At 74.9% G+C, this 21,885-nt stretch carries 13 protein-coding genes; 9 read left to right on the top strand and 4 right to left on the bottom strand.

Annotated features, from left to right (window positions below; all coding sequences use genetic code 11):
• The coding region (locus tag PUR61_RS18545) for a phosphoenolpyruvate carboxylase (protein WP_443034434.1) at nt 1-2,427 on the bottom strand (2,427 nt) is incomplete at its 3' end.
• 263 nt (nt 2,428-2,690) lie between these two features.
• On the opposite strand from PUR61_RS18545, the gene PUR61_RS18540 reads away from it, so the two are divergent.
• Entirely contained in the window at nt 2,691-3,953 is a 1,263-nt protein-coding gene (locus PUR61_RS18540) for a sensor histidine kinase (protein ID WP_329880019.1), read from the top strand.
• Nucleotides 3,954-4,041: 88 nt separating this feature from the next.
• Here PUR61_RS18540 and PUR61_RS18535 read toward each other — a convergent pair whose 3' ends face one another.
• Nucleotides 4,042-4,533, bottom strand: a complete 492-nt coding sequence (locus tag PUR61_RS18535; RefSeq protein ID WP_329880020.1) for an SUKH-3 domain-containing protein — start codon at nt 4,531-4,533, stop codon at nt 4,042-4,044.
• Nucleotides 4,534-4,655: 122 nt separating this feature from the next.
• Complete coding sequence (locus PUR61_RS18530; protein ID WP_329880018.1) at nt 4,656-5,120, bottom strand: YwqJ-related putative deaminase; 465 nt, start codon at nt 5,118-5,120, stop codon at nt 4,656-4,658.
• A gap of 393 nt (nt 5,121-5,513) precedes the next feature.
• On the opposite strand from PUR61_RS18530, the gene PUR61_RS18525 reads away from it, so the two are divergent.
• The 7 genes from PUR61_RS18525 to PUR61_RS18495 all read left to right on the top strand — a co-directional run bounded on the left by PUR61_RS18525 (nt 5,514) and on the right by PUR61_RS18495 (nt 15,880).
• Complete coding sequence (locus PUR61_RS18525; RefSeq protein WP_329880017.1) at nt 5,514-6,728, top strand: Gfo/Idh/MocA family protein; 1,215 nt, start codon at nt 5,514-5,516, stop codon at nt 6,726-6,728.
• On the top strand, nt 6,725-7,705 hold the full coding sequence (locus PUR61_RS18520; protein WP_329880016.1) for an NAD-dependent epimerase/dehydratase family protein: 981 nt from the start codon (nt 6,725-6,727) through the stop codon (nt 7,703-7,705). The genes PUR61_RS18525 and PUR61_RS18520 overlap by 4 nt, the downstream gene beginning before the upstream one ends.
• Before the next feature lie 152 nt (nt 7,706-7,857).
• Nucleotides 7,858-8,970: a DegT/DnrJ/EryC1/StrS family aminotransferase gene (locus tag PUR61_RS18515; RefSeq protein ID WP_329880015.1), complete on the top strand. Its 1,113-nt coding sequence runs from the start codon at nt 7,858-7,860 to the stop codon at nt 8,968-8,970.
• A gap of 166 nt (nt 8,971-9,136) precedes the next feature.
• Nucleotides 9,137-10,249: a DegT/DnrJ/EryC1/StrS family aminotransferase gene (locus PUR61_RS18510; RefSeq protein WP_329880014.1), complete on the top strand. Its 1,113-nt coding sequence runs from the start codon at nt 9,137-9,139 to the stop codon at nt 10,247-10,249.
• Between the two features lie 135 nt (nt 10,250-10,384).
• On the top strand, nt 10,385-11,386 hold the full coding sequence (locus PUR61_RS18505) for an SMI1/KNR4 family protein (RefSeq protein ID WP_329880013.1): 1,002 nt from the start codon (nt 10,385-10,387) through the stop codon (nt 11,384-11,386).
• Between the two features lie 93 nt (nt 11,387-11,479).
• Nucleotides 11,480-14,221, top strand: coding sequence for an SUKH-4 family immunity protein (locus PUR61_RS18500; RefSeq protein ID WP_329880011.1), 2,742 nt, complete (start codon nt 11,480-11,482; stop codon nt 14,219-14,221).
• A 264-nt stretch (nt 14,222-14,485) separates the two neighbouring features.
• A complete protein-coding gene (locus PUR61_RS18495; RefSeq protein ID WP_329880010.1) occupies nt 14,486-15,880 on the top strand; it encodes a hypothetical protein in 1,395 nt (464 codons plus the stop codon).
• A 196-nt stretch (nt 15,881-16,076) separates the two neighbouring features.
• Here PUR61_RS18495 and PUR61_RS18490 read toward each other — a convergent pair whose 3' ends face one another.
• Nucleotides 16,077-17,390 carry a nucleotide sugar dehydrogenase gene (locus tag PUR61_RS18490; RefSeq protein WP_329880009.1) on the bottom strand — a complete coding sequence of 438 codons (1,314 nt, stop codon included), beginning with the start codon at nt 17,388-17,390 and terminating at the stop codon, nt 16,077-16,079.
• A gap of 854 nt (nt 17,391-18,244) precedes the next feature.
• Here PUR61_RS18490 and mfd point away from each other — a divergent pair.
• The gene (gene mfd, locus PUR61_RS18485) at nt 18,245-21,877 is read left to right on the top strand and encodes a transcription-repair coupling factor (RefSeq protein WP_329880008.1); all 3,633 of its coding nucleotides are present in this window, start codon (nt 18,245-18,247) and stop codon (nt 21,875-21,877) included.
• The last annotated feature ends 8 nt before the right edge of the window (nt 21,878-21,885 follow it).

Genomic DNA, 21,885 nt, shown 5'->3' with positions numbered 1-21,885 from the left:
GCCGTACATCTCGTCGAGCACGTCGCCGAGACCGGCCTCGCGGGCGGCGGCGAGGCCGGCGCCGACGCCGTACCAGCCGGGGACGATCTGGCGGGACTGGGTCCAGCCGAACACCCACGGGATGGCGCGCAGGCCGTCCAGCCCGGCGCCCGAGTCGGGGCGGCGGGACGGCCGGGAGCCCAGGTGCAGCGAGGCGAGCTGGTCGACCGGGGTCGCGGCGAAGAAGTACTTCGGCAGGTCCTCCTGCTCGACCAGGGCCCGGTAGGAGGTGTGCGCGGCCTCGGAGACGCGGTCCATGGCGGCGTCCCAGCGGGCCAGTTCCTCGGGGGCCTGGCGCGGGGCGGTGTGCAGCGCGGAGGCGGCCAGGGTGGCGGAGATGGTCAGTTCGAGGTTCTCCCGGGCCAGCGAGGGCAGCAGGTACTTGTCGGAGATCACCTCGCCCTGCTCGGTGACCTTGATCTCGCCCTCCAGGGTGCCCCACGGCTGCGCGAGGATCGCCTCGTGCGAGGGGCCGCCGCCGCGGCCGACGGTGCCGCCGCGGCCGTGGAAGAGCCGCAGCCGGATGCCGTACCGGTGCGCGACGTCGCGCAGCCGGCGCTGGGCGCGGTGGATCTCCCACTGGGAGGTGGTGATGCCGCCGAACTTGGAGGAGTCGGAGTAGCCGAGCATGACCTCCTGGACGTCGCCGCGCAGCGAGACGAGCAGCCGGTAGGAGGGGTCGGAGAGCATCTCGTCGAGGATCCGGTCGGCCTGCTGGAGCTCGTCGGTGGTCTCCAGCAGCGGCACGATGCCGATCTTGGCGATCCCGGCGTGCAGGTCGATCAGACCGGCCTCGCGGGCGAGCACGGTGGCGGCGAAGACGTCGTCGGCGCCCTGGCACATCGAGATGATGTAGGACTCGACGATCTCGTCGCCGAAGCGCTCGAAGCCCTCGCGGATGGTGGTGAAGACGCCCAGGGTCTTGGCGCCGGCGGGGTCCAGCGGGGCCGGCGTCGGGGCGAGCGGGCGCCGCGAGCGCAGCTCCTTGGCGAGCAGCCGCTGGCGGTACTCCCGCGGCATGTCGGCGTAGCGCCAGGCCTCCTCGCCGAGCCGGTCGAAGAGCTGGCCGAGCGCGTGGTGGTGGGCCTCGGCGTGCTCGCGGACGTCCATGGTGGCGAGCTGGAGGCCGAAGGCCTCGACGGTGCGGATGGCGCGGGCGAGCCTGCCGTCGGCGATCAGCTCGCCGCGGTGGGCGCGCAGCGAGTCCTGGATCAGCCGGAGGTCGGCGATCAGCTCGCGGGTGCCGAGGTAGTCGCGGCCCTTGACGTGCGGGGTGCCGTTGGCGAGCCGCTCGCGGGTGTTCTCCAGCTTGAGCCGGACACAGGTGGCCTTGAGGCGGTACGGCTCCTCGGCGTTCATCCGCTTGTAGCGCGGGCTCAGTTCGGGGAGCAGCTGCAGATCGGCGTTGAGCGAGGCGAGCAGCTCGACCGAGGCGCCGGCCAGCCGCTCGGAGGTGGAGAGCGAGTTGCGCAGGTCGTCGACGGCGGCGAGGGCGTCCTTGATGCCGTACTCGTGCTGGAGGTTGAGGACGTCCCAGGTGACCTGCGGGGTGACGTTGGGGTTGCCGTCGCGGTCGCCGCCGATCCAGCTGCCGAAGGTCAGCGGACGGACGCCGTCGGGGAGGGCGAGGCCGACCCGGGCCAGCTCCTCGTGCAGCTCCTCCAGGACCGCGGGGACGGCTTCGCGGTACAGCTCGTCCAGGTAGTAGACGGCGTTGCGGGCCTCGTCGGTGGGCTCGGGGCGGGCGATCCGCAGCTCGTCGGTCTGCCAGAGCAGGTCGATGACCTCGGCGAGGCGGCGGTCGGCCTGGCGCCGGGCCGAGGAGGTGCGCGCCGGGTCGGCGTGCGAGAGGCCGGCGGCGATCTCCTCGCGGTGGATCCGGTCGAGCAGTTCGCCGATCCGGCGGAGCTTGTTGAGAACGCTGCGGCGGGCCGCCTCGGTGGGGTGCGCGGTGAAGACCGGGCGGACCGCGAGGTGGGCCAGGGTGTTCTGGAGGTGCTTGGGGTCCGCCTCGGCGAGCTGGTCGGCGGTCTGCTCCAGCAGCGAGCCCTCGCGGGCGCGCCGGGTGGCCAGCTCGCGGCCGCGGTGCACCTGCTCGGTGACGTTGGCGAGGTGGAAGTAGGTGGAGAAGGCGCGCACCAGCTTGGCGGCGGTCTCCAGGTCGATGTCGGAGAGCAGTTCGGCGGTGGCCTCGCCGTTGGTGCGGCTCAGCAGACGGACCTGTTCGACCAGGCCCAGCAGCTGGGGGCCCTCCTGGCGGACCAGAGTCTCGCCGAGCAGGTCGCCGAGGCGGCGGATGTCCGCGCGCAGGGCTGAGTTGTCGGCGACCGGGCCGGCTGCGCCGACTGCGGTTTGGCTGTCCGCCGGGGTGGGGACCGGAGCGGTCACGGCTGGCTCCCTCGGGGTGGTGGGGTGTTCGGCAACGGCTCATCGTCACAGGTCCGCCCGCGTGTGGCGGGTGTGACGCGTGCGGACCGCGCTGTCCGACGCGACCAGCATAGGTGTCGGGAGGGTCGCTGTCCGCGAGGTGGCCGGATGGCGGACACGGATGCCCCGGGCCCGTATGTGGTCTGGACCACTTGGGGCGCGGTCGAGGTGTCGGGGCGGAACCGGGTGGGGAAGGGGCGGTGATGCGCCGTAGTCTGTGAGCCATGAGCAAGTCGCCTGGGGAGCGCGCGCGGGACCGGTCGTTCTTGTGGTGGCGGCGTCGGCGCAGCGCCCTCCTGGACGCCGGGCTGGCCGCCCTCGCGGCGCTGGAGTGTGCGGCCAGTTCGGTCGCCTTCCTGGGCGCCCGGTTCCACCTGGGAACCGCGACGATGTTCGGGGTCGCGCTGTTCGGCGCGCTGGCCGGCGCCACCCTGGTGCTGCGCCGCCGCTGGCCGGCCGTACCGGTGCTGGTCGCCCTGATGGTGATGCCCGGGATCCCCGGCATGGTGCTGCTGATGGTGGCGCTGTACACGCTGGCCGAGACGTGGGAGTGGCCCTCGCGCCGGCGGCGGGTGGTGGCGCTCTCCGCGCTCGCCTACGCCGAGGTCGCCGGGGTGATCCTGCTGTCGATGCTGACCCCCGGCGACGTCGAGCAGCCGCCGTTCTGGGGCCAGCTGGTGCTGGCGCTGCTGGTGTCCGTCGGCCTGACCGTGGCCCCGGTGGTGACCGGCCTCTACGTGGGGGCGCGCCGGCGGCTGATCGAGTCGCTCAAGGACCGCGCGCACGGCCTGGAGACCGAGCTGGACCTGCTGGCCGAACAGGCCCGGGAGCGGGCCCGCCGGGCCCGGCTGGAGGAACGGACCCGGATCGCCCGCGAGATGCACGACGTGGTGGCGCACCGCGTGTCGCTGATGGTGGTGCACGCCGGGGCCCTGGAGCGGATCGTGGCCAAGGACCCGGACCGGGCGGCGCAGAGCGCCAAGCTGATGGGCGAGGTCGGCCGGCAGGCGCTCAACGAGCTGCGCGAGATCCTCGGGGTGCTGCGGATGTCCGACGAGGCGGCGATCGAGCCCGACTCGCTGGCCGCGCTGCCCCGGCTGGTCGACCAGTCGCGCGCGGCCGGGATGGCCGTCACCCTCACGGTCAGCGGCGGCCGGCAGGAGTTCACCGCCGAGGCCGAGCAGACCGCGTACCGGGTGGTCCAGGAGGGGCTGACCAACGCGCACAAGCACGCCGGCGGGGCGCAGGTCTCGGTGCTGCTCGCGTACGCGCCGAACGGGGTGCGGGTCAGCGTGGTGAACGCCTGTCCTGGGGGCGAGCGGGCCGCGGCCGCGCTGCCCAGCGGCGGCAACGGGCTGGTCGGGATGCGGGAGCGGGTGGTCGCGCTGGGCGGCACCTTCTCGTCGGGACCGGAGCGGGACGGCGGGTTCCGGGTGGAGGCGGTGCTGCCGTCGCGGCTGGCGGTCCGGACCGACCGGCTGGTCTGAGCCCCGACGCCCGTCCGCCTTCCCGCTGCCGGTCCCGGCCGGGCGCGGTGGGTTGCGGTCCGGGGAGGCGGCCGGGACCGGCCCCGGTCTACGGCTCGTCGGGCGCGCGCAGCCGCTCGGGGGCGGTGCCGAGTACCAGCGCGGTGATCGCCTGGTCGACGCCGTGACCGAGGAACCACTCGCCGGTGTGGTCCAGGCTGTAGACCCGGCCCTCCTCGTCGACCGCCAGCAGCGCCTGTCCGTACGCCTCCTCTCCGAGCGGGGCGAGCCGGGTGTCCAGGGCGCGGCCGAGGTCGGCCAGGGTGCGCGGCTGGTGCAGCCCGCACAGGGGGTCGACCAGGAACGGGGTCCGGGCCAGCTGCCGTCCGGGGCCGGCGAGGTCGAAGGCGAGGCCGCCGAACTCGGCCCAGGCCTCCACCGCTGCCGGGAACACCGAGTGCTGGACGCCGGCCGGGCTGCCGTACCCGACCAGGGCGTCGGCCCACTCCTCGGCCTGCCGGATCTGCCAGCGGCCGGGGTGCCAGCCGGCCGTCTTGAGCTCGGCGGCGACGTCGGCGGGGAAGCGCGGACGCGTCCGCAGGGGCGGTCCGGTGAGGGTGGACGGCGGGGGCGGGGGCGGACTGGGCGGATTCAGGACGGGCTCCGGCGGGTCGGGGACGGGGGACGGTGCGGGTGCGCGGTCGGGGACCGGGCGGTGGCCGGTCAGCGGCCGGCGGCCGGGCCGACGGCGACGCTCTGCACGGTGAAGTGCTCCAGCAGCGGCGAGCAGGAGCGGCACGGCGGGGCGTGGGTGCCGTGCGCCGGGTCGTGCTCCTCCCGGATCCGTACGGTCGTCAGCCGCGCGCCCTTGAGCGCCTTGCGGGCCTCGGGCAGGCTCATCGGCTTCCGGGAGGCGCGCTTGGAGCGCCTGCCGTCCACCGCCACCAGGTACTGGGACAGCAGGACCGCCTCCGGGCAGCGTCCGGTGAACCGCTCCCGGTGCTCCGTCGGCAGCGCGTCCAGGAAGTCGCCGACCAGCGGGTGCAGCACGGGCCGGCGGGCGGACTTGTCGCCCGCCAGGGTGTGCACCTCGCCGCCCTTCAGCGACAGGGCGGCGGCGACGGCGGGCAGCAGGCTGTCGCGGTGATGGCGCAGCGGCGGCGTGCCGGCCGGTTCCCCGGTGGTCATGGCGTCGTCCTCCCTCTCGCTCCCCGGTGCTGTCGGTACCAGTGGGGCTGGCGGGGCCGGCCCGGAGCAAGCCTGTCAAATGGCACTGACAACCGCACAACCGGGGTGCGGCGCCGGGCCGGGCCGGCCCGTCGACCCTCCGGCAGGGCCCCGCGCCCGGGCGGACGGACACGCGACGTTGGCCGGATCCGCACGGCATCGTCACGACTCGTCCCCGGGTTTCCCGAATCCACCCCCGGGCGGTGGTGGCGGCCGGTAGCGTTCCAGCAGCGAGCCGAGGGGTCGTTCGGCCGGTGGGGAACCCCGTGGGGTACTGGCAACTCCTTTGCTTGCCATGAACGTTGAGGGCGCCGGGGCGGGGGAGTCGCGGCGCCGAGCAAGGGGGGTCCTGCGATGACGACGGAATCCGCCAGCGAGGCGCCCGGCGAACACGTGCCCACACCGGGCGCGCCGCCGGAGACCGTGCCGGCGAACCGGATCGGGATCGCGGTGGTCGGGGCCGGCTACTGGGGACCGAACCTCGTCCGCAACGCACAGCAGACGCCGGCACTGAGACTGCACTGGCTCTGCGACCTGGACGAGGCGAAGTCCCGCCGGGTGCTGGGCGAGTACAGCACCGTCCGGTCCACCGCCTCGTTCGAGGAGGTGCTGGCCGACGAACGGGTCGCCGCGGTGGCGGTGGCCACTCCGGCCGCCGCCCACTACCGGCTGGTCCGGGCCGCGCTGGAGGCGGGCAAGCACGTCCTGGTGGAGAAGCCCATCACCACCTCCGCCGCGGAGGCCGCCGAACTGGTGGCGCTCGCCGAGGAACGCGGGCTGGTGCTGATGTGCGACCACACCTTCTGCTACACCCCCGTGGTGCGCCGGATTCGCGAACTCGTGCACGGCGGGGAGATCGGCGACGTCCAGTTCTTCGACTCGGTACGGATCAACCTCGGGCTCGTCCAGCCGGACGTCGACGTGCTCTGGGACCTCGCCCCGCACGACCTGTCCATCCTCGACTTCGTCCTGCCGCCGGGCGTCGAACCGGTCGGCGTCTCCGCCCAGGGCGCCGACCCGATCGGTGCCGGACGGGCCTGCGTCGCGTACCTGACCGTCCGGCTGAGCAACGGCGCGCTCGCCCACTGCCACGTCAACTGGCTCTCGCCGACCAAGGTCCGCACCACGCTGATCGGCGGGTCGCGGCGCACCTTGGTCTGGGACGACCTCAACCCGCAGGCCCGACTCGCGGTGCACGACCGCGGCGTCGACCTCACCCCGCCCGACGAGCTGACCGACGCGATCCGGCACCAGACGCAGATCTCCTACCGGGTCGGCTCGATGGTCGCCCCCGCGCTGGTCGAGCAGGAGGCGCTGCGCAACGTGATGGCCGAGTTCGCCGCCGCCATCACCGAGGGCCGGGACCCGCTCACCGACGGCCGGTCCGGCCTGCGGGTGCTCCAGCTGCTGGAGGCGGCCTCGCTCAGCCTCGAACTCGGCGGTGCCACCGTCCCGGTGGGCGCCGGCCTCGACGGCGCACTGCCCGAAGACGGTGCACTGCCCGAAGACGGCGCACTGCCCCAAGACGACGTACTGTCCGAAGCTCAGGAAAGGGCCGCCACGCGGTGAACGCTGTAGAGATCGAGGGCTCCCGCTGCCTCGTCACCGGTGGAGCCGGCACCATCGGCTCCACCGTGGTCGACCAGCTGATCGAGGCGGGTGCCCGCGAGGTCGTGGTGCTCGACAACTTCGTCCGCGGCCGGAAGGCCAACCTCGCGTACGCCCGGGAGGCGGCCGCGCCCGGCCGGCTGCGGGTGGTGGACGGCGACATCCGCGACCGTGCCCTGCTGCGCGAGCTGCTCCGCCCCGGCACCGACCTGCTCTTCCACCTGGCCGCGATCCGGATCACCCAGTGCGCCACCGAACCCAGGCTGGCCCTGGAGGTCATGGTGGACGGCACCTTCGACGTGGTCGAGGCCGCCGCCGAGGTGGGCGTCGGCAAGGTGGTCGCCTCCTCCACCGCCTCCGTCTACGGCCTCGCCGACGTCTTCCCGACGCCCGAGACCCAGCACCCCTACAACAACGACACGCTGTACGGGGCCGCCAAGGTCTTCAACGAGGGCCTGCTCCGTTCCTTCCACGCCATGTACGGCCTGGACTACGTGGCGCTGCGCTACTTCAACGTGTACGGCCCCCGGATGGACGTGCACGGCCGGTACACCGAGGTGTTCATCCGCTGGATGGAGCGGATCGTCGCCGGACAGCAGCCGCTGATCTTCGGTGACGGCGCGCAGACCATGGACTTCGTCTACACCGAGGACATCGCCCGGGCCAACCTGCTGGCCGCCGCGGCGCCCGTCACCGACCGGGTCTACAACATCGCCAGCGCCGGTGAGGTCTCGCTGCGCGGCCTCGCCGACGCGCTGCTCGCCGCGATGGACCGGACCGACCTGGGCGTCGAGCACGGCCCGGCGCGGGACACCGCCGGCGGCGTGGTCCGGCGGCTCGCGGACATCGCCGCCGCCGAACGCGACCTCGGGTGGAAGCCCGAGCTGGGCCTCGACGAGGGCCTGCGCCGGCTGGTCGCCTGGTGGCGCGAGCAGTAGCCACCGGGCCGTCGCGTCACCGGGCCGCTACGCCGAGGCCCGCCCGCCGCCCGCCGGGGCCCGCCGCCGGGGCCGCTCCACCGCTCCTGCGGGCTCCTCCCCGCCGTGACCGCACGGCAGTTCGGAGTACACCTGTGTCCACCATCCCCGTCATGATCCCCTGGCTCGGCGAGGAGGAGGCCGAGGCCGCCGCCGAGGCCGTCCGCTCCGGCTGGGTGGCCCAGGGCCCCCGGGTCGCCGAGTTCGAGCGGGCCTTCGCGGAGCACCTCGGGGTCGAGCACGCCGTCGCGGTCTCGTCCTGCACCACCGCCCTCCACCTGGCGCTGATCGGCGCCGGCGTCGGGCCGGGGGACGAGGTGGTCGTTCCGTCGCTCTCCTTCGTCGCCACCGCCAACGCCGTCACCTACGTCGGTGCGGTGCCGGTCTTCGCCGACGTCGACCCGGCCACCGGCAACCTCACCGCCGCCACCGTCGAACCGTTGCTCACCCCGCGGACCAGGGCAGTGGTCGTGGTCGACCAGGGCGGCGTCCCGGTCGACCTGGACGCCGTCCGGGCCGTCGCCGGACCGCGCGGCATCACCGTGGTCGAGGACGCCGCCTGCGGGGCCGGCTCGGTGTACCGGGACCGGCCCGTCGGCAGCACGGCCGCGATCGCCGCGTACTCGTTCCACCCGCGCAAGCTGCTCACCACCGGCGAGGGCGGCATGGTCACCTGCCGGGACGGCGAACTGGCCGCCCGGCTGCGGCGGCTGCGCGAGCACGGGATGAGCGTCTCCGCCGCGGACCGGCACGCGGCGGCCGGCGGGGCGAACCTGCTGGAGACCTACGACGAGATCGGCTTCAACTACCGGATGACCGACATCCAGGCCGCCGTCGGCCTGGTGCAGCTGCGCAAGCTGCCGGCCATGGTCGCGCGGCGGCGCGAACTCGCCGGGCGCTACCGGGAGCTGCTGGCCGGGACCGGACTCCGGCTGGTCGACGACCCGCCGCACGGCACCACCAACTACCAGTCCTGCTGGGTGCTGCCGCCGGACGGCGCCCCCGACCGTGCCGAGCTGCTCGCCCGGCTCGCCGAGGCCGGCGTCTCCGCCCGGCGCGGCATCATGGCGGCCCACCTGGAGGCCCCGTACAAGAGCACCGCCCGGGTGCCGCTGCCCGCCACCGAACTGCTCACCCGGCGCTCGCTGATCCTGCCGCTCTACCACGCGCTGACCGAGGAGCAGCAGGACCGGGTGGTCGGGGCCCTGCGGACCGCGCTCGGCTGAGCGGGCCGGGCGAGCGGCTCGCGGGCCCGGGCGCCCACCCGCCGCTCCACCGGGCCGGTTCCACGGCGCCCGCCCGACGGCGCCCGCTCCGTCCAGGCCCGCTCCGTCCAGGCCCGTTCCCGCGTTCCGACCGTTCCCATGTCCGACCGGCCCAGGGGAGACCACGATGACCACCGACCAGCCCGTACCGCTCGTCGACCTCAGGGCCGCGCACGCCGAGGTCGAAGCCGAGGTCCGGGCCGGCTTCGACCGGGTGCTCGCCGGCGGCGGCTACGTCAAGGGCCCCGAGGTGACCGGCTTCGAGGAGGAGTACGCCGCCTTCTCCGGTACCCGGCACTGCGTCGGCGCCGCCAACGGCACCGACGCCCTCGAACTGGCCCTGCGCGCCCTCGACCTCCCGCCCGGCGGCGGTGTGGTGCTGCCCGCCAACACGTTCGTGGCCACCGCCGAGGCCGTCCAGCGGGCCGGACTGCGCCCGGTCCTGGTCGACGCCGACCCCGACCACCTGCTGATCGACCCGGCGCGGGTCGCCGACGTCCTGCCGGACGCGGTCGCGCTGCTGCCCGTCCACCTCAACGGCCAGCTCGCCCCGATGGCGCCGCTGCTCGACCTGGCCGGAGACCGGCCGGTCGTGGAGGACGCCGCGCAGTCCCAGGGCGCCCGGCAGCACGGCCGGGCGTTCCACGGCCGGATCTCCGCGACCAGCTTCTACCCCGGCAAGAACCTGGGCGCGTACGGCGACGCGGGCGGCGTCGTCACCGATGACGACGGACTGGCCGCCGCGGTCCGGCTGATCGGCGACCACGGCTCCGCGCGCAAGTACGTGCACGAGCGCTTCGGCTTCAACTCCCGGATGGACGCGCTGCAGGCCGTCGTGCTCCGGGCCAAACTGCGCCGGCTGCCCGCCTGGAACGAGGCCCGCCGGGCCGCAGCCGAGCGGTACGACCGGCTGCTGGCCGGCCTGGACGGGATCACCCCGCCGCGTACCGCCCCCGGCAACGAGCACGTCTGGCACCTGTACGCGGTGCGGGTCGGCGCCGGCCGGGACCGCGACGCGCTGCTCGGCGCCCTGAACGCGGCCGGCATCGGCGCCGGCGTCCACTACCCCGTCCCGGTCCACCTCCAGCCCGCGTTCCGGCACCTCGGCCACGGCGAGGGGGCGTTCCCGGTCGCCGAGCGGGCCGCGCGTGAACTGCTGACGCTGCCGCTCTACCCGCAGATCGGCGAGGCGCAGCAGGAACGCGTGGTGGAGGCGCTGGCCAAGGCACTGGCGGCCTGAACCCGGTCCGGCCCCCCGTCCTGTCCTGGTCCCGTCCCGGTCTCCCCGGGCGGGGGACCGCGGCCGGGACGCACCCCCTACCCTGGTGTCCAACAAGCGCACCGAGAATTTGCAGCAGCCAGTGGGGGCTCCCAGATGACGACAGGTCGGCCCGGCGTCGCCGCCGCACCGAACGCGGCGTACGCAGGTCAGGTGGTGCAGTTCCCGGATCCGGTCCGCGCGGAGCGGCACCCCGCCGGGGTCCAGGTGGACGAGTACGGCTACCCGGACTTCGGCCCGTACGCCGCCGCGGCGGCCGAGGTCGCCGACCCGCCCGTCGGCTTCGGCGTCGACGAGCTGAGGCTGACCGACTACGTGTCGGCCAACGCCGCGCTGTTCACCCAGGGCCACCCGCTCTGGGCCGACCTGGAGACCGCCGTCGCCACTCCGCCCGGCTGGACCTGGCACCACGCGGTCGGCCGGGCGGCCCCCGGCTGGCGCCGGATGGAACTGGTTCCGGTCGAGGTCAAGGCCCTGCTGCGGCACCACGGCGGCCTGGCCACCTCCTCCGCCGACCACTTCCGGCGCGGCACCCGGCCGCTCCAGGAGAAGCGGCCGGTGCACTTCTCGCTCGCCAAGGACGGCGGCGACCCGATCGGCGTCACCGAGGACCTGGTGCAGCGCGCCGAGGAGCGCCTCGGCTACCGGCTGCCCGGCGCCTACCGGACCTTCCTCAAGCTCGGCGGCGGCCACGCCCCGGTCGGGGTGGCGCTCGACCCGGAGCTGGGGCTGCTGCTCGACCAGCCGTTCCTGACGCTCAGCGAGGAGTACGGCACCGAGGACGTCGTCTACGCCAACAAGTGCCTGCGTGACCACCTCACCAAGGACTACCTGGGCATCGCCTACGCGCAGGGTGGCATCGTGGCGCTCAAGGTGCGCGGCGAGCGGACCGGCTCGGTCTGGTTCTGCCTCTACGACGACGCCCGCGACAACGGCGCCGCCGAGTCGCCGGAGGACCGGGCCGGCCGGCTGCTGCTGCCCTGCGGCGAAGACTTCGACGCCTTCCTGCTCCGGCTGGCCGGGAGCCCGCCGGAGCTGGAGACGGTCGCCGAGCTCATGGTGGACGGCGGGTTCGCGCGCGCCGTCCCGGTGGGCTGACGTGGCGGCGGTGGCGCGGCCGGGGCCGGCCCCGGTACCGGTGGTCGAAGGTGCGGAACAAGCGGGGACGAAGGGGACAGGGGTGAACCGGGCGTGGTGACGTACGCGCAGGCGCAGGAGCTCGCCGAGGAGTGGATCAACGGCGGGGTGCCGCAGGAGCGGCAGCGCGAGGTGCGGGTCCGGGAGTTCGACCTGGGCTTCGTCTGCTGGGCGGTCCAGCCCGGCGGGGGCGCGGACTCCGCGGGCCGGTCCGGGGCCGGTGCGACCGGATCCGAGGGCGAGGCACGGCTGGTGATCGCCCGGGACTCCGGCGCCAGCACGCTCTGGCCCGCGCTGCCGGTCAACGAGGTCGTCCGGCAGTACGAGGAGGCCTACGGCCGGCCGGTCGCGGCCAACCCGGCCGGGGCGGCCCGGCCGACGCCGGGGCCGGTCGAGGCGACGTCCTTCCTGCTCAGCCCGCCGCAGTGGCTGCAGGAAGCCGGTGCTGCGGCGCTCGCCGCCGAGGCGGAGCGGCTGGGTACGCCCGCCGAGCCGGTGCCGCCCGCCGCGCCCGTCGCGCCGCCGGTGCTGCCCGCGCCGTCGGCTCCGGTGGGCGCCGAGCACGGGCCGGCGCCCGCCGTCCTGACCACGCCGCCGGTCTCCGAGCGGCCCGCCGGGGACGCCCCGACCATGCTCGCCCCGCCGCCCGTATTCGACGACCCGGCCGACGCGCCGGTGTCCGCCGCGGGGGCCGAGGCGGCCACCGTGCTGCTGCCCGAGGGGCTGCGCACCAACGGCGCGGGCCTGCCCGGCGCGCCCAGCGCCGGTTCGGAGGCGGCCACCGTGCTGCTGCCCGAGGGCGGCCTGCAGGTGGTGGTGCCGCCGTCCGGTCCGGCCGTGGAGCCGGCGCCGACGGTGCTCGCCCCGCCCGGGGGCCTCCCCGGTCTGGGCGGCCTGCCCGGTCTGGGCGGCCTGCCCGGCGCGCCCGGGCCCGGTGCCGCGGTGCCGCCGTCCGGTCCGGCCGTGGAGCCGGCGCCGACGGTGCTCGCCCCGCCCGGGGGCCTCCCCGGTCTGGGCGGCCTGCCCGGCGCGCCCGCGCCGGGCGCCCCCGGTGCCCCGGTGCCTCCGTACTCCGGTCCGGGGGCCGGCCCCACCGTCGAGCACGCCCCGACGATGCTGGCCTCGCCCGACGGTGTCCCGGGTCTGGCCGGCCTGCCGGGTGCGCCCGGGCCCGGCGCTCCCGTACCGCCGCCCGCAGGCCCCGCCGCCGACGGGCCGCAGGGCGCCCGCGGCCGCAACCCGGCCTCGGCCCCGCCGCCGCCCCCGCCCGTGGGGCTGCGCGGCGGCCCGGGCGCTTCCGGCGCACCCGGTGCCCCGGCGCCCGGCGCTCCCGCCCCCGGCGCCGTCGGCCGCAACCCGGCGTCGGCCCCGCCGCCGCCCCCGCCCGCGGGGCTCCGCGGCGGTTCCGGCCCGGCCGCGTCCGGCCCCGGAGCCGGCCCCGGCGGCCGAGGTGCGGGCAGCACCCCGCCGCCCCCGCCCCCGGGGGCCCTGCGCGGCGGCGACGCCCCGGCCGGGCCGCCCGGCGCCCCCGCCCAGCCGGCCGGCGGCGTGGCGTACGAGCGCACCCAGCTGGCGGGCGCGATCGACCCCGCACTGCTCGGCGGGCCCCCCGCCGACCCGGGAACCCCGCCGTCCGGCGGCCCCGCCGTCCCGCCGCCGCCCGGTCCGGGTGGCCCGGCCGGAGCCGGGTACGGCTACCCCGGCGCGCCCGCCCCCGCCGCGCAGGCGCCCGCACCGGCCCCGGCCGGGCCGCCGGTGCCGCCGGCTCCCGTCCCGCCCGCCGCGGTGCCCGGACCGCCGCCGGGGGCCCCGGTGCCGCCCGGGGTGCCGGCGGTCGGCCCCGGCTACTTCGCCGCGCTCAGCTACCGGGGCCCGGACGGCTCGGAGCAGAAGCTGCTGCACCGCAGCGAGCCCGGCACCCCGCACCCCGAGTGGAAGATCCTCCAGGACCTCCGCCGGCTGAACGTGCCGCCGGAGCAGGTGCTGGAGCTCTACACCGAGCTGGAGGCGTGCGACCTGCCCGGCGGGTACTGCAACCGGATGATCGCGGCCTCCTGGCCGAACGTCCGGCTCACCCACACCGCCGACTACGGCCGTGACCACCACTCCCGGCAGGCCGGGATGGCCCAGCTGCTGGACCACCTGGACGAGCTGCACCAGCTGGCCTCCGGTCCGCAGCGGGTCCGGCCGTTCCGGGTGCCGCTGCCCGCCCCGGGCACCGTCCCGGTGCTGCCGCCGCTCCCGCCGCAGCAGCTCGGACAGGAACTCGGCCAGGCCTTCGGTCCGAACGTGTTCCACTTCGAGCAGCGCGCGGTGGCCCGCCAGGGCGTCCCCGAGCCGGTGGCGCAGACCCTGATGTGGGCGGGCCTGCCGCGGGAGTTCGGTCCGTTCTTCTGGGCGCAGGCCCAGGAGGGCCGCCCGATCCCGACGCTCTCCGAGCTGGCCGCCGAACGCGGCCTGCCGGGCGGCCCCGACTTCGGCGGCTACCTGGTGCTCGGCAACGACTACGGCCGCCAGCTCTGTGTGCAATACGGCACAGCGCACGTGGTCGCGGTGGATCTCGAAGGAACCGGGGAGCCGCCCCGATTCGTCAACACGGGTGTACCGGAGTTCGTCCGCTCGATGGCCCTGCTGGGCCGGATGTGGCGGCTGCGGTACGGGCTGACCCCGGATCAGGCCGGTCGCTGGACCACCGACTTCCAGGCTCAGCTCGCCGCGATCGACCCGGCTGCGCTCCAGTCCGCGGACACCTGGTGGGCCGTGCTGCTGGAGCAGTTCTGGGACGGCCTGCTCTAGCGGGTCGTCGCGGATCCGTGCAGATGGAGGGGTCGTTCCGGTGTTCGGAACGACCCCTTCGGCGTGCTGGTGCGGCTCTGCTTCGTTGGGGTTTCGCCACGATCTGCGCAAAATAGGTCAAGAGGATGGTCGCAACCGGCCACCCTCGGTACGTTTCGATCCGTTCGATGCCTGATTCCTGACCGGATCTCCCGACCCGGTTCCGGAACAGGCCGATCCGTCCGATCATGGGCTCCGCAGCCCGCGACACGAGGGGAAGAGCCCATGAGCGACGCCGTCCCCCAGTACGGCTTCACCGTTGCCCGGCGCGGTTACGCGCCCGAGCAGGTCGACCGCGCCCTGACCGCACTCACCGCCCGGCGAGACGAGTCGTGGGAACGGCTGAGCGTGCTCGGGGCCGGGATCCGGGAGATGGAACGCCGCCTGGCCGAGATCCAGCAGGCCGCCGCCGACGCCCCGGAGCCGGACTACCAGGTGCTCAGCGACCAGGCCGCCGGTCTGGCCAGGACCGCCGAGAACGAGGCCCTGGCCGTCCGCGAGAAGGCCGAGCGCCACGCCGAGGACCTCCGCGACGAGGTCTACGAGGCCGGTCAGGTGCTCGACCGCGCCGCCAAGGAGTACGCCACCACCACCCGGACCGACGCCGACGGGGCCGCCCGGCGCACCGACGAGCGCACCCGGGCCGAGGCCGAGGCGATCCGGGCCGACACCGACCGCGAGGTCCGGTCCGTCCGCGACTCCGCCACCGCCCATGCGGCCAAGGTCCGGGTCGCGGCGGCGGAGGCCTCCGAGCGGGCCGAGGCCAAGCTGGCCGAGCTGCGCCGCAAGGCCGACGAGACGTTCGCCGAGGCCCAGGCCAAGGCCGACACCGAGGACGCGGCCGTCTCGGCCACCGCCGAGCGGCGGCTCAAGGAGGCCGAGCAGCACCGGGAGACCGTGCTCGGCCAGATCAAGCAGGCCGACGCCGAGGCCCAGGCCCGGGCGGACCAGCTGATCGAGCAGGCCCGGCGCGAGGCCGAGCGCATCAACGCGGCGAGCGAGCGCGAGCAGCGCGAGTTCGCGACCAGGCTGGAGACGGTGCAGCAGCACCTCGACCACATCAAGGGGACCCTGGCCTCGCTCACCGGCGCGGCGGTCGGGGCGATCGAGCCCGGGGCCAGGGCCCTGGCGGGTGCGGCCCTGGCCGCGGGCGTCCGGGCGGACGGCGGTGCCGACGACGGCCGCTTCGGCGCTCCGGCCGACGGCGCGGCCGTCGTCCTGGCGGACGCCCCTGCGGACGTCCCCGCGGACGCCCCGGTGGTGGACCCGGACGCGGACACCGGTGAGATCCCGCTGCCGGTCGCCGACCTGCGCAAGGACGACGCCCCGGTGGTCCCGGCGGCGTCGACCGAGCCCGAGCCCGTCCCCGTCACGGCACCGGCCGTCGGCGAGGCGACGGCGGTGCTCCGGGTCACCCCGGGACCGGTGGACGCGCCGGTGGCCACCGGTCCGGTGCCTCCCCGGCCGGCCTCGCCCCCGGAGGCGTCGGCGGTCGAGGACGCGGTGGCGGGCGCCGGGCAGCCGGTCGAGGACGAGACGCGGATCATCCCCAAGATCGTGATCGTCGACGACGGCAGCGGCTACGCCACGCCCAACACCGTCTCCTACCGTCGCCGCTGACTCTGGTGCGACACCGGTCGGGGGAGGCTTCCCCGGGGCCCCGGCCCCGCCCCGGCCCCGGCCACGACGGACCGCAGGCCCCGAGCGCCCCACCGGGTGCCGGGGCCTGCGGTCCGTCGGCCCGTACGCGATCGGAGCTCCCCGCCGAGCCGCGGACGACCGTGAGCAGGGCGGTGCCCGCCGCGACGGGTCGGCGTCAGAGCACCTCGACCGTGGCGCCGGTCAGCCGGCGCCGGCAGTCCAGGACGTACCGGGCGTGCGTGGCGACCGCCTCGTAGTCGAACTCGTCGTGGTCGGCGAGCAGGACCACCGCGTCCGCCGCCGCCAGCTCCTCCGGGCTCGCCTCCACCCGGTGGACGGCGGCGAACGGGTCGCCGTGCCGGTCGTGCTCGGCCGCGCGCTGGCCGGGGATCACCGGCTCGGGCACGTGCACCCCGACCACCACGTGGGGGTCGGCGGCCCGGACCTCGGCGCCCATCCGGACCAGCAGCTCGGCGACCCTGGCGGCCGGGGTCTCCCGGGCGTCGCCGGTGTTCTTCTTGTAGGCGAGCCCGAGCAGCAGCACCCGGGAGCCCTTGACGGAACGCTGTCGCTCGTTGAGTGCCTCGGCGAGCCGCCGGACCACGTAGTCGGGCATGTGGCTGTTGACGTCGTTGGCCAGCTCGACGAACCGGAACGACTGGCCGAGCGCCCGTTCCACCCGCCAGGACAGGTAGGACGGGTCGATCGGCAGGCAGTGTCCGCCCACGCCGGGCCCGGGAGTGAAGCGCAGGTAGCCGAATGGCTTGGTGGAGGCCGCGTCGATGGCCTCCCAGACGTCGATCCCGAGGTCGTGCGCGAACATCGCCAACTCGTTGACGAGCGCGATGTTCACGTGCCGGAAGGTGTTCTCCAGCAGCTTGGTCAGTTCGGCCTCCTTGCAGGAGGAGACCGGCACCGTCCGGTCGACCAGCTCGCCGTAGAAGCCCTCGACCGCGGCCAGCGCCGCCGGGTCGATCCCGGAGACCACCTTCGGGGTGTTCTCCAGCCGCCAGGTCGGGTTGCCCGGGTCGATCCGCTCGGGGCTGTAGCCGAGGTGGAAGTCCCGGCCCGCGGTCAGCCCGGAGCCCTCCTCCAGCAGCGGCGCGAGCAGTTCCTCGGTGGTGCCGGGGTAGGTGGTCGACTCCAGGACGACGGTCGCCCCCGGCTTCAGGTGCTGGGCGAGCAGGGCGGCCGAGGCCTCGATGTAGGAGAGGTCGGGCGCGCCGTCGCGCAGCGGTGTCGGCACGGTGATCACCGCGATGTCGAAGCCCGCCACGTCGGACGGATCGGCGGAGGGCAGGTAGCTTCCGTTCTCCAGCAGCGGCCGCAGCCGCGCGGCGGGGATGTCCTCGACGTACGACTCGCCGACGGCCAGCCGCTTGATCCGGCGCTCGTCCACGTCGTAGCCGACCACCCGGTGCCCGACCTCGGCGGCGCGGACCGCCAGTGGCAGTCCCACGTAGCCCTGGCCTGCGATGACAACGCGCATGACGAAGATCCCCCTCCACGCGACGCCCCTCGGCCCCTCCGGGCGTCCCCACACGGTCTTCACCACAGGGTAGGGAGCGGCGCCGGACCGCGTGGGTTTTCCCGGCATCGCGCCGGGAGGTACGGAAGGTGGCCCTCCGGGGCGGATCGCGGAGCGGTCCCGCCGGGAGGAGGCGCCGCACGTCGCTCGCAGCGGCCCGGAAGCGGCTGGTGAACGGTTCCGGGGAGAGGACGCGGGGAGCGGCCACGGGGAGCGGAGCCGGGGAGCGGACTCGCAGACGGTCGCGGCCCCCGGAAACGCAGGAGGCCGAGACCCGTGGCGCCCTCCAGGAAAGGGCGCCACGGTTCCCGGCGCTTGGGCGGGCGCCCCCACCCAGGGTCGCCCGGCCTCGCACTCCCGACCCCCATCGGGTGTGCGACCGTGCCTTCCGCAGCCATCCCCCACGGTTGGGTGCGGCGGGCACATTCACCATGGTGCGCGATCTCCATGGACGGGCAGTGACAGGAGTATGTCCAGTTCGTGGCAGATCGCGACGGCGAGGGAACAATGCGGCGAAACAGCCGGAGCGGCAGCGTGCGGCCGGTGGTTCGTCCGCGCCCGGCCGGCGGGCGGCCCTCGTTCCGGATCCGGACCGTCGACGTCCCCGTCGGCGCCCCCGGCGCCGTCCGGACGCCGTCCGGACGGCGTCCGGTGAGGGCCGGTCGCGACCCCCGGCCGTGCGCCGCGTGCGCGTCTGCCTCGCGGCGTAGTCTGGAGACCCCCGGCCGCTCGGCGCGCCGGGCCGTTCGCGTTGCCCGGGCGGGCCTTCGAGGCCCCGGGGCAGCACCAGCCACGGGACGAAGAAGAGACTCCAGATGAGCCTGACCGGACTGCTCGATGTCGTCGCGCGGGACGCGGCGCTCGCCGAGGCGATCGAGGCCGCGACCGCCACCGGCACCGCGGCCGGAGGCCGCCGCCACCTCGACCTGGTCGGGCCGCCCGCCGCCCGGCCGTTCGCGATCGCCGCGCTGGCCCGCGCGCTCGCCGGGCAGGCCGCGGGGGAGCGGGGCCGCCCGGTGCTGGCCGTCACCGCCACCGGCCGGGAGGCCGAGGACCTCGCCGCCTCGCTGCGTTCGCTGCTGCCGCCGGACGCGGTCGCCGAATACCCCGCCTGGGAGACACTGCCGCACGAGCGGCTCTCGCCCCGTTCGGACACCGTGGGCCGCCGGCTGGCGGTGCTCCGCCGGATCGTGCACCCCCGCGCGGACGACCCGGCGGCCGGTCCGGTGCAGGTGATCGTGGCGCCGGTCCGTTCGGTGCTCCAGCCCCAGGTGAAGGGGCTGGCCGAACTGGAGCCGGTGGCCGTCCTGCGGGGCGAGTCGCACGACCTGGAGGAGGTGGCCCGCAAGCTCGCCGGCGCCGCCTACTCCCGGGTCGAACTGGTCGAGAAGCGCGGCGAGTTCGCGGTGCGCGGCGGCATCCTGGACGTCTTCCCGCCGACCGAGGAGCACCCGCTGCGGGTGGAGTTCTGGGGCGACGACGTCGAGGAGGTCCGCTACTTCAAGGTGGCCGACCAGCGGTCGCTGGAGATCGCCGAGCACGGCCTCTGGGCGCCGCCCTGCCGCGAGCTGCTGCTGACCGACGAGGTCCGGGCCCGGGCCGCCGCGCTGGCGGCCGACCACCCCAGGCTGGCCGAGATCCTGGACAAGATCGCCGAGGGCATCGCGGTCGAGGGCATGGAGTCGCTGGCGCCCGTCCTGGTGGACGACATGGAGCTGCTGCTGGACGTGCTGCCGCTCGGCTCGGTCGCGGTGGTCTGCGACCCGGAGCGGGTCCGCACCCGGGCCGCCGACCTGGTGGCGACCAGTCAGGAGTTCCTGCACGCCTCCTGGGTGGCGGCCGCGGCCGGCGGGGACCGGCCGATCGACCTGGAGGCGATCGACGTCTCGGCCGCCTCGCTGCGCTCACTCGCCGAGGTGCGCGAGCACGCCGCCGAGATCGGGCTGCCCTGGTGGTCGGTCAGCCCGTTCGCCACCAGCGAGTCCTCGGTGCACGAGGTGCTGGAGTTCGACGCCAACACCCTGACGCTGGGCATGCACGCGGTCGAGGCGTACCGGGGCGACACCGCCCGGGCGATCGCCGACGCCAAGGAGCGGCTGGCCGCCGACTGGCGGGTCGTCATGGTGACGGAGGGGCACGGACCGGCGAGCCGCCTCGCCGAGGTGCTCGGCAACGAGGGCATCCCGGCCCGGCTGGTCGCCGACCTCGCGGAGGCGCCGACCCGGGACGTGGTCTACGTCGCCTGCGGCTCGATCGAGCACGGTTTCGTCGACGAGACGCTCAAGCTGACCGTGATCACCGAGACCGACCTGTCCGGCCAGAAGTCCTCGACCAAGGACATGCGGCGGATGCCGTCCCGGCGCCGGAACGCGATCGACCCGCTGGCGCTGGCCGCCGGCGACTACGTCGTCCACGAGGCGCACGGCGTCGGCCGGTACGTCGAGATGGTGCAGCGCACCGTGCAGGGCGCGACCCGCGAGTACCTGGTGCTGGAGTATGCGCCGGCCAAGCGGGGCCACCCCGGAGACCGGCTCTTCGTGCCCACCGACCAGCTGGACCAGGTCACCAAGTACGTCGGCGGCGAGGCCCCGACGCTGCACCGGCTCGGCGGCGCGGACTGGGCGAAGACCAAGCAGCGCGCCAAGAAGGCGGTCAAGGAGATCGCCGCGGACCTGATCAAGCTGTACTCGGCCCGGATGGCCGCGCCCGGCCACACCTTCGGGCCGGACACCCCGTGGCAGCGCGAGCTGGAGGACGCCTTCCCGTATGCGGAGACGCCCGACCAGCTGACCACCATCGCCGAGGTCAAGGCGGACATGGAGAAGTCCGTCCCGATGGACCGGCTGATCTGCGGCGACGTCGGTTACGGCAAGACGGAGATCGCGGTGCGGGCCGCCTTCAAGGCGGTGCAGGACGGCAAGCAGGTGGCGGTGCTGGTGCCGACCACGCTGCTGGTGCAGCAGCACTTCTCGACCTTCGCGGAGCGGTACGCCAACTTCCCGGTCACGGTGAAGGCGCTGTCCCGCTTCCAGAGCGACTCCGAGGCGAAGGCCGTGCTGGAGGGCCTGTTCGAGGGGTCGGTGGACGTGGTCATCGGGACCCACCGGCTGTTCTCCTCGGAGACCCGCTTCAAGGACCTCGGACTGGTCATCGTCGACGAGGAGCAGCGGTTCGGTGTCGAGCACAAGGAGCAGCTGAAGAAGCTGCGGGCCAACGTGGACGTGCTGACGATGTCCGCCACCCCGATCCCGCGAACCCTGGAGATGGCCGTCACCGGGATTCGCGAGATGTCCACCATCACCACCCCGCCGGAGGAACGGCACCCGGTGCTGACGTTCGTCGGCCCGTACGACGAGAAGCAGATCTCGGCCGCCATCCGGCGTGAACTCCTGCGCGAGGGCCAGGTGTTCTACATCCACAACCGGGTGGAGTCGATCGACAAGGCGGCGGCCCGGCTGAAGGACCTCGTGCCCGAGGCGCGGGTCGCCACCGCGCACGGGCAGATGGGGGAGACCCAGCTGGAGAAGGTGGTCGTCGACTTCTGGGAGAAGGAGTTCGACGTCCTGGTGTCGACCACGATCGTGGAGTCGGGCATCGACATCTCCAACGCCAACACCCTGATCGTCGAGCGCGGCGACACCTTCGGCCTCTCCCAGTTGCACCAGCTGCGCGGCCGGGTGGGCCGTGGGCGGGAGCGCGGGTACGCGTACATGCTGTACCCGCCGGAGAAGCCGCTGACCGAGACCGCCCACGAGCGGTTGGCGACCATCGCCCAGCACACCGAGATGGGTGCGGGCATGTACGTCGCGATGAAGGACCTGGAGATCCGCGGGGCGGGCAACCTGCTCGGCGGTGAGCAGTCCGGGCACATCGCGGGTGTCGGCTTCGACCTCTACATGCGGATGGTCGGCGAGGCTGTGGCCGAGTTCCGGGAGTCGCTGACCAACGGCGGCGAGCCGGAGGAGGAGCCGCTGGAGGTGAAGATCGAGCTTCCGGTCGACGCCCACGTGCCGCACGACTACGCGCCCGGCGAGCGCCTGCGGCTCCAGGCGTACCGCTCGATCGCGGCGGTCAACTCGGAGGAGGACATCACGCAGGTCCGGGACGAGCTGGTCGACCGGTACGGCAAGCTGCCCGACGCGGTGGAGAACCTGCTGATGGTGGCGGCGCTGCGGCTGTACGCCCGGCGTTGCGGGATCTCGGACATCACGTTGCAGGGCTCCAACGTGCGGTTCGGTCCGGTGGAGCTGAGGGAGTCGCAGCAGCTGCGGCTGAACCGGCTCTACCCGCGGAGCCAGGTGAAGGCGTCCACCCGGCTGCTGCTGGTGCCGCGGCCGGCCACGGGCCGGATCGGCGGCAAGCCGCTGGTCGGGCGGGAGCTGCTGGCGTGGTGCCGGGAGTTCCTGTCGGCGATGTTCGACGACCTGGCGGGGGCGAAGAAGCAGTAGCCGGGGAT

This window comes from Streptomyces sp. BE20 (assembly GCF_036322525.1).
Lineage (GTDB): Bacteria > Actinomycetota > Actinomycetes > Streptomycetales > Streptomycetaceae > Kitasatospora.
This window is presented reverse-complemented; position numbering and strand designations above follow the sequence as displayed.

Excerpts from the sequence above, each read along its gene's own strand:
- PUR61_RS18540 (WP_329880019.1), top strand. The coding sequence starts at position 2,691 with ATGAGCAAGTCGCCTGGGGAGCGCGCGCGGGACCGGTCGTTCTTGTGG.
- PUR61_RS18530 (WP_329880018.1), bottom strand. The coding sequence starts at position 5,120 with ATGACCACCGGGGAACCGGCCGGCACGCCGCCGCTGCGCCATCACCGC.
- PUR61_RS18525 (WP_329880017.1), top strand. The coding sequence starts at position 5,514 with ATGACGACGGAATCCGCCAGCGAGGCGCCCGGCGAACACGTGCCCACA.
- PUR61_RS18515 (WP_329880015.1), top strand. The coding sequence starts at position 7,858 with ATGATCCCCTGGCTCGGCGAGGAGGAGGCCGAGGCCGCCGCCGAGGCC.
- PUR61_RS18510 (WP_329880014.1), top strand. The coding sequence starts at position 9,137 with ATGACCACCGACCAGCCCGTACCGCTCGTCGACCTCAGGGCCGCGCAC.
- PUR61_RS18505 (WP_329880013.1), top strand. The coding sequence starts at position 10,385 with ATGACGACAGGTCGGCCCGGCGTCGCCGCCGCACCGAACGCGGCGTAC.
- PUR61_RS18495 (WP_329880010.1), top strand. The coding sequence starts at position 14,486 with ATGAGCGACGCCGTCCCCCAGTACGGCTTCACCGTTGCCCGGCGCGGT.
- PUR61_RS18490 (WP_329880009.1), bottom strand. The coding sequence starts at position 17,390 with ATGCGCGTTGTCATCGCAGGCCAGGGCTACGTGGGACTGCCACTGGCG.
- mfd (WP_329880008.1), top strand. The coding sequence starts at position 18,245 with ATGAGCCTGACCGGACTGCTCGATGTCGTCGCGCGGGACGCGGCGCTC.